Source organism: Streptomyces sp. NPDC002156 (genome assembly GCF_053593675.1).
Genome location: NZ_JBSFDA010000049.1, coordinates 50,226 through 60,567, shown reverse-complemented (window position 1 = coordinate 60,567; position 10,342 = coordinate 50,226). Strand labels below are relative to the sequence as shown.

Genomic DNA, 10,342 nt, shown 5'->3' with positions numbered 1-10,342 from the left:
TCGTCGACCTGATCGACCACAACGAGATCGTCCCGGCGGTCAACCAGATCGAGACCCACCCCTACTTCCAGCGCGCCGACGACCAGGCCCTCATGGCTGACCGCGGCGTGCAGATCGAGGCGTGGGGCCCGCTCGCCGAAGGCCGCAACAACATCTTCAGCGACCCGACGCTCAGCGCCATCGGCGAAGCGCACGGCAAGTCCGTCGCCCAGGTAGTACTGCGCTGGCTGACCCAGCGCGGTGTCGTGGTGATCCCCAAGTCCTCGCGACCCGAGCGCATGGCCGAGAACCTCGCCGTCTTCGACTTCGAACTGACCAGCGACGAGATGGACCTCATCACCAAGATGGACACCGGCGCCAGCCTCGTCTTCGACCACCGCGACCCGCAGACGGTCAGCGCCGTCGGCGGATACCGCCTCGGCTGAGAACGCCCTCTCCCTTTCGCCGACCGGCTCCGCGGTGTCCGTAAGCACGCCTTCGTCCGCCTCCCTGCCGGGTACGGCCAGTGGGACAGCAAGCAGTACCCGGCACTCAAGGGCTCATCCGGCCCGGCGGCGTCTCAGCGCGTGCCGGCTCATGAGCCGGCACGTTTCTCAAAGGAAGGGCTGCGCAAGGTCGTGGTCGTCATATTCGCGCTCGTCAGTGCAGTCCTGCTGGCGCTGTTCGGCGCACTCCACTGGTACGTGTGGCGCCGCCTCGTACGGGATACCACGCCCAAGGGTTCGCGCCTGCGGCGAGCCGGGAGCGTCGTCTTCGTGGCCGGGCCCCTGCTGTCGGTGGGTGCCATGAGCGCAGAGGGCGAAAGCGTCCCCTTCCTTGTGCAGCGGATCCTGGCCTGGCCCGGGTACCTGTGGATGGCGCTGTTCCTGTACCTGCTGCTCGCGCTGCTGGCCGGTGAGGCGGTGCGGCCTGTGCTATGGCGGTGGCTCGCGCGTCCCCGAGCCGGTGCGGGTCCACGGCAGCGTGTTCTGGCGGCGGCTCAGCCCGCGGAAGCGCCAGCGGGTGACGGCGGCGCGGAGGAACTCGTGTCGGCCGACGTGCCACTGCCGACACCAGCGCATCGCGGCGATTCCGATGCGGAGGGAGGCACCGCCGGGTCCGTCACCGTACTGGATCCCCCGCACGCACCGGAGTCCGCGCCGGCCGCCGGCACCGCCCCCGCCGGGCCGTCACGCCGCCTCTTCGTCTCCCGTGTCGTGGGCGGCGCCGCGGCGGCCGTCGCGGTCGGTACCGTCGGCTACGGCACGTACGGTGTCCTGCGCGGGCCGAAGGTGAAGCGCGTCACGGTGCCGCTGGCCAAACTGCCGCGCGGGGCTCACGGGTTCCGGATCGCCGTGGTCAGCGACATCCACGTCGGTCCCATCCTGGGCCGTGCCTTCTCCCAACGGGTCGTCGACACCATCAACGCGACCCAGCCCGACCTGATCGCGGTCGTCGGCGACCTGGTGGACGGCAGCGTCGAGGACCTCACCCCGGCCGTCGAACCACTCGCCCAGCTCCGGGCGCGGCACGGCACCTACTTCGTCACCGGCAACCACGAGTACATCTCCGGCGCCGAACCGTGGATCGAGAAGGTACGGGAGCTGGGGCTGCGCCCGCTGGAGAACGCCCGCACGGAACTGCCCGGCTTCGACCTGGCCGGCGTCAACGACGTCCAAGGCGAAGCAGAAGGCCAGGGCCCCGACTTCGGCAAGGCCCTCGGCGACCGCGACCGTACCCGCACCGCCGTCCTCCTCGCCCACCAACCCGTCGTCATCGGCGACGCCGTCCGCCACAGCGTCGACCTCCAGCTCTCCGGCCACACCCACGGCGGACAGCTCTGGCCCGGAAACCTCCTCGCCGAACTGGCCAACCCCACCGTCGCCGGCCTGGAACGCTACGGCGACACCCAGCTCTACGTCAGCCGCGGCGCCGGCGCCTGGGGCCCACCCGTCCGCGTGGACGCACCATCCGACATCACCGTCGTCGAACTCGCCTCAAGGCAGGCATAGTCCCCGGCCCATTCAATCAACCTGACCGCGTTCATCTCAGGATCGGTCTGCCTCGGCCGCTCGCCGAGAACGCCACGTCACGGTTGCGTTCGTTGCGTTCGGGCCAGGCCGCAACCGGAGCAGAGCAGCAAGGTCCGCTTCTTCGCCACCCACGGTGATGCACCGAGGGTGCTCTCAACAGACGACCACGAAGGGTGTAACCCATGCACGAACAGGACAGCACGCCGAACAGCAATCCGACCGACCGCGGCCGTCGCGGCTTCCTGGGCGCAGCCGCACTCGCAGCGACCTCGCTGATGGCCGTGACGGGGGCCGCACCGGCCCAGGCACACGCGGCACCGCCGGCCAAGGGCACCGGGGCCTCCGCCAGCGGTCGTAACCAGGTGACCGCGGCGGTCACGCAGACCGGTCGCCGCCGGCTCGGGTCCCTGAAGGTCTCCGGCATCGGCCTCGGCACCCAGACCATGCCGGGCAACCTCTACGGTCCCGTCACCAGCCGCAAGGACATGGTCGCCCTCATCCGGACAGCGGTCGACCAGGGTGTGACGTTCTTCGACACGGCCGAGGCGTACGGGCCGTTCGAGTCGGAGCGGATCGTCGGCGAGGCCCTCCGGCCCGTCCGCGACAAGGTGGTGATCGCGACCAAGTTCGGCTGGGACATCAACCCGGACACAGGGGCCGTAACCGGTCTGAACAGCCGCCCGGACCACATCCGCCGAGTCGTCGACGCCATGCTGAAGCGCCTGCGGACGGACCACATCGACCTGCTCTACCAGCACCGGGTCGACCCCACCGTCCCGATCGAGGACGTCGCGGACACGGTCAAGGACCTCGTCGCCCAGGGCAAGGTGCTGCACTGGGGCCTGTCCGAGCCGGGCCTGCAGACCGTCCGGCGGGCCCACGCGATCCTGCCGCTCACCGCGATCCAGAACGAGTACTCCACCCTGTGGCGCGGCCCCGAGGCGAACGTCCTGCCCCTCTGCGAGGAACTCGGCATCGGCTTCGTGTGCTGGGCACCCCTGGGCATGGGCTTCACCACCGGCACGATGAGCCCGTACTTCCAGTTCGCGGAGGGCGACTTCCGGCCCGTGTTCCCCCGCAACAGCCGGGACAATCTGGCCGCCAACATGCCCCTGGTGCAGCTGCTCCAGGACTGGGCCGTACGCAAGGGCGCAACCCCCGCCCAGATCGACCTCGCCTGGCTGCTCGCCCAGAAGCCGTGGATCGTACCGATCCCCAGCACCACCCGCCTGTCCCACCTCCTGGAGAACATCGGCGCGGAGGAGGTCAGGTTCACCCCCGCCGAACTCCAGGAACTGAACACCGCAGTCGCGAGCATCACCATCCACGGTGACCGGCTCCCCCCGGCGGCCCTCGCCATGACAGGAGTCGAAGCACCGCCCCGCTGACCAACGACGCAGACCTGACGGCCCGGAACACAACGGCCTGCGCCTGCCGCGCGACGCGGCCTGGAAGCGCGCTGACACCGAGGCCGCCGAGTGACAGGCGCACCCGACGGGCTGCCCCCACCGCGCAGGCAGGGGGCGGCCCGGCCCACCGTCACCGTGCGCCGGGGCTGCTGCTGCGGCACCGCAGGCGCCGTCGGCTTGTGCTGAGCCCTCTCGTGACAGTCGGCGATCTCCGTCCTGTCGAGGCCACCTGCACCCTTGTTCGCACGTCAGGCGGTCTATTCGACTGTCAGCAGTGCTCCTTATCGTGTTGAGATGGCAAATGGGGCGTGGCACACCGGATATGACATAGAGATCAATCTGTCCCTGCCCGACCTCGGTCACGAGGATCGACCGGATCTGCTCCGAGAGATCACCGCGAGCGTCGCCGACCGCGATCCGCAGCTGCTCGAATGCTCGCGCACCATGACGGGCGCGAGTGCCTGTCGGAGTCCGGCGGACAGCAGGAAGCCGTTCTGGCACGAATCTGGCACGCGTCGAGTAATCGACGACGACAGCAAAAAGACCCGGGTCGCTGACCTGGGCCTTTGTCATGGAGCGGGTGACGAGAATCGAACTCGCACTCTCAGCTTGGGAAGCTGATGTTCTACCACTAAACTACACCCGCACTTGGTGCCGATCATGCGTCGGCGCCTAAGCGTTCGCCTACTGTACCTCATCCGCGCAGCACCAGGCCCGGGTGTTTCCGGGGTGGTGACGGTCAGTTGACACACAGTGCCGTGTGCATTGCGGCGCGCGCGGCGGAGCCCCTCTGGCCGCTAGCCGCTGACCGCGAACCGCTCGCCGTCACCCGTTGCCGTTGTTGCCGCTCGGCGTCCCCCCAGGCCGAACCGCCTGTCCTGCCGCCCTCGCCACCAGCACCGTCCCTGTGACCGTCGCTCCGGCGTACAGCGACCCGAGGGCGGAGAGCAGGGCGATTTTCCAGACGTCCATTTCGGAGAGCTTGTCGACCAGGTCGCCCAGCATCACGAGCACAACGCCCAGCAGGGTGGTCGCGATCAGGAACACTCCGAATACGACGATCATGTTGCTCGTGTTGGTGACGCGGTCCACGGCAGTCTGCGCGTCGGTTGCGCGGCTCTTCATCTCTGCGTGGTTGGCCTCGATCGTGCGCCCCATGTCTGCCAGTTCGGTGTCGAACCTCTGGCGCTCGCTTTCGACTTCGGCGCGGAGGTCCTTTACGTTGCGGAAGTAGGACAGCCCGCCGTCTTCCGTGTGCTGGCCCGCCCCGAACAGAGTGCTCAGATGGTCGAACCCCACGTTGGCCACGGGGTTTTCCGGCACCCGCTCGATGTCGAAGAACTGTAGATAGGCAATCGCGTCGCCTTTTCGCATCGTGATGTTCTTCGGGCCGACGTTTGCCACGATGAAGTAGAGCCGCTCGTCGGCCTTGAGGCGCCAGCCGTCGTTCTCCGGGTCGATCTCCCGGCCGTAACCGGGGTGCACGGTGGAACCGTGCAGGATGAGAAGCCCTTTGGCCGCGAGGCCGAATCGGTCGCCGATGGTCGCGGTGATGTCGAAATCGAGTGAGAATTTCTCGATCGTGGAGATCAGTGCGGTATCTCCAGGGGCCAGGGTGAACTCGGGCTTCACGTCGTTGCCCTTGACAGCCGTGTACTTGGAATCCCCGGGGTTGTCGGGAATCACCAGCAAATCGTCACCGAGCCGGACCGAGTAGCCCGCGCCGAGCAGTTGTTCGGGCTTCCAGGACGTCGACCGGAAGATGCGTTCGGAGCTTTGCAACTCGGTGAGGAGATCCTGTTGGGAGAGGAGGTGACCGGGGCGCTGTGGGCGCCGACCACTTTCAGCAACCATCGCCTGGCCTTTCTTTGCCGTCTGCAGTGGACCCAACGGCGTCCAACCCTACGGTGAACTCGCCTGCTGCGGAAGGATTTTGGAGTGCCCTGTGCGACGACTCGGGTCAGCGTAGGCTGCGGGAACGGTCTGCCCGGAGGTGCGACAGGACTGAGGGGAGGCGCTCGGGTAAGATGCGCGGCTACCATCGAGGCGTTACCCCAACCTCGGCAGAGGTAGGGACGAAGGTAAGGTGATCTTGAGATTGCCTGAGAATGCGTGATTCACGAGCCCGCCCCAGACAGACCTGATGAGGCCAAGAGGAAAATGACGAGCAGGTCAAAAAATGCCCCATGGGCCAATGACTTGATTCGCGAGGATCCTATGTTCGGCAAAGATCTATTCGCAGATGAATCTCACTTCGACTTGCGTTTCGTAGAGGATTACGAAAAAATCACGGAAATTGTTCAGGCGCTTCGTGTCCTGCGTATGCGAGTTGTATTGACAAGTGGTTCTTTCGACATCATCCACGAGGGCCATTCGATGTATCTCGAGGCTGCCCGAAAATTTGGTGAATTCCTTATCGTCGGCCTCGATAGCGATGAGAAGATCAGACAGCGCAAGGGCCCCAACCGTCCCGCCGTGCCCGAGATGGAGCGGCTGCGGATGGTGACCCATCAGCGTGGTGTCGGCCTCGTCACTCTGAAACAGGTCGACCACCCCCGCTGGAGCCTCATCGACGCTGTCCGCCCCGATGTGCTGGTCGCCACGGCAGACACCTATACGGCCGAAGAGATTGCCGAGCTGGAGGCGAAGTACTGCGTCCGCGTAGAGGTGCTCGAACGCATGGCGACCGTCAGCACCTCGGCCCGCCTGCGCCGCCTCCAACTGGGTCTCACCGAGTGGGCCGACGGCAGCGGGACCGGTGCCGGACAGCAGCCCCCCGGCAGCTCGGCTTAGAGACAGAGAGATTCGGCACGCCTGTGAAGCAGACGATCCTGTACCTGCCTGTGGTGCACGCCGGCTACGAGGCATTTCTCCGACGGCATGCTGACTCCGACGAGATCCTGATTCTGGGTCGGCGATTCAGCGACGTCTTTCCCAAACTCGCCAAGGAGATTCGGGCTCTGAGCCCCGAGCGTGCGGTGGAGCATGCCCGCCTGATCGTTCCGCAGACGCGTCTGCTGCTGGTCGAGCCGACCGACCTGGCTGACGCAGTCCAGGCTGACCTCGTCGTACTGCCGGACGAGGACATCATGCACCGGCTTATCGAGCTTCCGGACTTCCCCGACAAGGTCCAGGTTCGATTCGAGACGACGTTCCTGCGCTGGGACCGGGAATGGAGTCGCGCGACGAAGCCCGTGCGGTTTGACTACCGGATCTCGCGGTCGAGTCTGGACCGTCGGCTCATGGTTCGGACGGAGCGCGAATCGCGGCGTAGTTCGGACTGGTGGCGCCAGGTCGGCGCGATGGCCGTACGCGACGGCCAGATCCTCAAGGTCGCTCACAACCACCACCACCCGACCGAGTACGCGCCGTACATCGACGGCGATCCGCGCAACGACTTCAGCAGAGGGGTGCGGCCGGACCTGTCCACCGCCATCCACGCCGAGGCATCCCTGGTGGCCACGGCGGCCCGAGAGGGGCTCGGCCTGGCGGGTTCGGACCTCTACGTCAGTACGTTCCCTTGCCCTGCCTGCGCCCGGCTCGTGGTCGAGGCCGGATTCCGGAGGTGCTTCTTCGCCGGTCCCTACTCGATGCTGGACGGGGAGGAGACCCTTCGCACGGGAGGCGTCGAGCTGATCTGGGTCGATATGGCTCTCGACGATGCCTCCAACGGCACATCCAGCGGCGGCACATCCAGCGACACGTCCGGCGGCGCCTCCCGCGACGTCTCTAGCGACCCGGAGCCGAAGTGAACCTCATCCGGACCGGGGTGAATTGCTCGTCGGCTGCGACCTCGCCCTGGCCGGTGAGCACATGCACGTGCAGGTGCCTTATGGTCCCGCCCGTGTACCGGCAGTCACCGTTGCGGACACCCAGGCCGTAGTGGTCCAGGCCGTATCGGTCCTTCGTGGACGCCAGGACCTCCCAGAAGTCCGCGCGGGCCTCGGCGGAGAGGTCGAGCAGATCGGTGGCGTGCTCCTTGGGAATGAGCAGCAGATGCAGCTGCGTCCCGGCATACGGGAACTCGTTGGGCGTGGCCATCCAGTGTGCGGTCTCCCAGAGGATCTGTTGCTTCTCGTGCTTACGGATGACGTCCGGGCAGAAGAGACAGATGCCTTCGTGGTCCAGCCGCTCCATCTCCGCGCGCTGCTCCGCCGTACGGCAGTTGCCGAAGTAGTACAGAGTCACGTGGGCACCCTTTCGAGGCGCAGGAAAGAGTGAGCCAACAGCGAGCCGCTCGGGCTCGCCTCGACATCGACGCGTGACGTCAGGGCGAAGCCCTCCAGCCAGCCGGAAGGCATCCGGGAGTCACCTTCCACGTGTGTGTGCACACGCGTCAGATAGATCCTGTCTACGGCGGGCAGAGCCTGCTGGTAGACGCTGGCACCGCCGATCACGAAGACCTCGTTCTGTCCGGACGCCCGCTCCAGCGCATCGGCCTCGGCCAGCGCGGACGGGACCGAGGGCAGCCATCGGACGTCCTCGGAGCCGGGGCGGGGAGATGTGCTCACCACCACGCTGGTGCGGCCGGGGAGGGGACGCCCGAGGCGGGCGACGATCGACTCATGAGTGAGGCGCCCGAGCACCACGGCATGCCCTCGTGTGACTTCCTTGAAGTACCGCAGGTCTCCCGGCAGATGCCATGGCAGATCCCCGTCATGGCCGATGATGTCGTTCTCCGAGGCCGCGACGATCAAGGACCTTTTCATGTCGCCACCGGAATAGACCCGATGGCGGCATGCGGGTCATAGTCCGCCAGATCGAAGTGTTCAGCACGGAATTCGTGGATGTCCTTCACCTGGCGTCCGCTCTCGTTGAGGGCCACCGTCGGCAACCGCCGCGATTCCCGGTCCAGCATCACCTTCACGCTGTCGACCTGGTCCTCGTAGATATGGGCGTCCGAAATGGTGTGATAGTAGCGTGCGGCAGGGATGCCCGTGAGGTGTTCGAGCATCAGCAGGAGGGCCGCGTACTGAATCATGTTGGACGGGACCCCGACGGGAACGTCTCCGGAACGCTGGAACATGTGCAGATGGAGACGCCCCCCGATGACCCTGACATGGACCCAGCCGTGGCAGGGGGAAATAGTGGTCTTCGGGACCTTTCCCGCCCCGCGGATCTGGTACTGCGGAATCCATGGACTGACGAAGTGGGTGCGGTCGTGCGGGAGTTCGGTCAGCTGCTCCACCAGATGTTTGAATTGGTCGAAGCCTTTTCCTTCCATCTCTTCCGTCCCTTCCACGGTGGGGAAATCGTGGAACGCCCCTCCGTAGGATCCAGGGCCCAGATCACCCGGCGGAAGCCCGCGGCGTGACGTCTTCGCCTCACTCGCCCAGGGGCCCCACCAGTCGCAGCCGAACTCGGCCAGTTCGTCGAGGGTGGTCGCCCCGTTGATGAATGCGCAGAGTTCCCCGATGGGTTTGCGCCAGAACCTGGCAATGCTTCTCTCGGTAATGACCGGAAAGCCGTTGGCCAGATCGAAGCTCATGGTCTGCTGCATAAGGGTCAGAGCGGCCGGACCTTGTCGCGTGGGCGTCGCGGCGCCGTGCTCCAGGATGGCATCCAAGATCGTACGATATTGCGAATCCGGTGCACGGTCTGCATACGCGGCATACTCCACAAGATTCCCTTTCCGTGGCCCAGTGATGTTCTTTGCGGCAGGGTCAGGTCATGCTAGCAGTCGTGCTCGCGGTTCCATGCACCGGTATTTTTCTCGGCATTCTAAAACTCGTCACTCCAAAAAACCTACATGAGATCCTTGATGCTCACGCTCAAAGCGGACGCGATCTCCTGGAGGTAGGTCAGGCTGAGGTTGTTCACCTTGTCACTGCTCTGTTCCCACTGCTTGAGCTGTTCGGGGGTGAATGCGTTCGGGATTCTGGTGGATTCCGCCATCTGCCGACGGGTCATGTTCCGCAGTTCGCGCAATTCCTTGATACGGGTGCCCACCCGGTGCAGTTCAAGTTCCTCAAGGGCGATCCTGCGCTGCAGCAGTTTCGGCTGCAGATCGGCGATCTCCTGATCGAGTTGCTCCGTGAGCTGGGTGATCGAGTCGTATCGCACCAGAGTGAGGGGCCCGGGAATTCCGGTCACCATTCGACTGATCCTGGTGTCGATGTGCGCGACCACCAAAATCGGAACGATGGCTTCCTGGGCGAAAACGAGCTCTTGTCCCGCACCCGTACTCGGATGATGCGCGAGATAGATGAGAATGTCGGAATTGATGACCCGATGGCGATCTGTTCGGAATACTTCCACGTCCGGCACGGTGGTGTGGTGAACCGGATCGGTCACTTTTCTGGGCTCGTAGAGTCGAACGTCGTTACGGGCGCAGGCTGCGGCCACGGCGTCAGAAATCTCGAACAGATACTTCCGCTGGTTGGCGTCCAGTCCGGTCAGGGCGGACGCCAGGTAGGCGTCGAGGTGGCACTGGGTGGCCTGGGAATTCTGCGCGCTCGGCTTCTGGGTAACCGGAGGCAGGTGGTTGGGAAGGGTCATCGCTAAATTCCGTCCTGCTGTCCAGGTGACATTCGCGGCCAGACTACTCCGTCGCCCCGCCCCTCCCAGGGCTGCGAGGGGCGGAAGTTGGGGCGTACGGTGTGGGTGCGGGAGAGGGGGCAGCGGGTTGGAGCGCCGCCCGTAGGGTCATCTCCCGGATGCCGTAATGTGGCTTTTGTCACTAGGTAAGTAGTAGCCAGATGCGGTTCTTGGGGAAGGGACTCTAGGACTTGATGGAACGCACCGTCGTCCGTTGTGCCGAGGGGCACGTGTTCACCACCGCTTCGCTTCCGATGCAGCAAGCTGAGCGGCTCGGTCCTGGCCGGCTCATCCGGTGCCCACGATGCGCCAGGCTTCGCAGTGTGGTCCCGGTGGCTCTGGAGAAGCAGCGGTAGGTACTGCGTATCCTCGGGATGTGCTTCT

General features: G+C 65.5%; 10 protein-coding genes and 1 tRNA gene. 5 read left to right on the top strand and 6 right to left on the bottom strand.

What is annotated here, in order from left to right:
* The 3 genes from ACWCRB_RS21280 to ACWCRB_RS21270 all read left to right on the top strand — a co-directional run.
* Positions 1-425: aldo/keto reductase (locus ACWCRB_RS21280; RefSeq protein WP_450997509.1), on the top strand; the 425-nt coding region annotated here is incomplete at its 5' end.
* A gap of 192 nt (positions 426-617) precedes the next feature.
* Positions 618-1,991 carry a metallophosphoesterase gene (locus ACWCRB_RS21275; protein ID WP_450997508.1) on the top strand — a complete coding sequence of 458 codons (1,374 nt, stop codon included), beginning with the start codon at positions 618-620 and terminating at the stop codon, positions 1,989-1,991.
* Between the two features lie 203 nt (positions 1,992-2,194).
* The gene (locus ACWCRB_RS21270; protein WP_450997507.1) at positions 2,195-3,400 is read left to right on the top strand and encodes an aldo/keto reductase; all 1,206 of its coding nucleotides are present in this window, start codon (positions 2,195-2,197) and stop codon (positions 3,398-3,400) included.
* 593 nt (positions 3,401-3,993) lie between these two features.
* Here the strand turns inward: ACWCRB_RS21270 and ACWCRB_RS21265 are convergent.
* Both ACWCRB_RS21265 and ACWCRB_RS21260 read right to left on the bottom strand, forming a co-directional pair.
* Positions 3,994-4,067: transfer RNA gene (locus ACWCRB_RS21265), tRNA-Gly, on the bottom strand.
* Positions 4,068-4,246: 179 nt separating this feature from the next.
* On the bottom strand, positions 4,247-5,311 hold the full coding sequence (locus tag ACWCRB_RS21260; protein WP_450997506.1) for a dCTP deaminase domain-containing protein: 1,065 nt from the start codon (positions 5,309-5,311) through the stop codon (positions 4,247-4,249).
* Positions 5,312-5,581: 270 nt separating this feature from the next.
* Here ACWCRB_RS21260 and ACWCRB_RS21255 point away from each other — a divergent pair, with 270 nt between their 5' ends.
* Positions 5,582-6,214 carry an adenylyltransferase/cytidyltransferase family protein gene (locus ACWCRB_RS21255; RefSeq protein ID WP_450997505.1) on the top strand — a complete coding sequence of 211 codons (633 nt, stop codon included), beginning with the start codon at positions 5,582-5,584 and terminating at the stop codon, positions 6,212-6,214.
* Between the two features lie 23 nt (positions 6,215-6,237).
* Entirely contained in the window at positions 6,238-7,173 is a 936-nt protein-coding gene (locus ACWCRB_RS21250; RefSeq protein ID WP_450997504.1) for a deoxycytidylate deaminase, read from the top strand.
* Here the strand turns inward: ACWCRB_RS21250 and ACWCRB_RS21245 are convergent.
* From ACWCRB_RS21245 to ACWCRB_RS21230, 4 genes are all read right to left on the bottom strand, one after another.
* Positions 7,151-7,609: an HIT family protein gene (locus ACWCRB_RS21245; protein ID WP_450997503.1), complete on the bottom strand. Its 459-nt coding sequence runs from the start codon at positions 7,607-7,609 to the stop codon at positions 7,151-7,153. The genes ACWCRB_RS21250 and ACWCRB_RS21245 overlap by 23 nt on opposite strands.
* The gene (locus ACWCRB_RS21240) at positions 7,606-8,130 is read right to left on the bottom strand and encodes a dihydrofolate reductase (protein ID WP_450997502.1); all 525 of its coding nucleotides are present in this window, start codon (positions 8,128-8,130) and stop codon (positions 7,606-7,608) included. Before ACWCRB_RS21240 ends, ACWCRB_RS21245 begins: the two co-directional genes overlap by 4 nt.
* Entirely contained in the window at positions 8,127-9,041 is a 915-nt protein-coding gene (thyA, locus tag ACWCRB_RS21235; protein ID WP_450997501.1) for a thymidylate synthase, read from the bottom strand. The genes ACWCRB_RS21240 and thyA overlap by 4 nt, the downstream gene beginning before the upstream one ends.
* Positions 9,042-9,166: 125 nt before the next feature.
* The gene (locus ACWCRB_RS21230; RefSeq protein ID WP_450997500.1) at positions 9,167-9,919 is read right to left on the bottom strand and encodes a helix-turn-helix domain-containing protein; all 753 of its coding nucleotides are present in this window, start codon (positions 9,917-9,919) and stop codon (positions 9,167-9,169) included.
* Between the last annotated feature and the right edge of the window lie 423 nt (positions 9,920-10,342).

Excerpts from the sequence above, each read along its gene's own strand:
- ACWCRB_RS21255 (WP_450997505.1), top strand. The coding sequence starts at position 5,582 with ATGACGAGCAGGTCAAAAAATGCCCCATGGGCCAATGACTTGATTCGC.
- ACWCRB_RS21240 (WP_450997502.1), bottom strand. The coding sequence starts at position 8,130 with ATGAAAAGGTCCTTGATCGTCGCGGCCTCGGAGAACGACATCATCGGC.
- ACWCRB_RS21270 (WP_450997507.1), top strand. The coding sequence starts at position 2,195 with ATGCACGAACAGGACAGCACGCCGAACAGCAATCCGACCGACCGCGGC.
- ACWCRB_RS21230 (WP_450997500.1), bottom strand. The coding sequence starts at position 9,919 with ATGACCCTTCCCAACCACCTGCCTCCGGTTACCCAGAAGCCGAGCGCG.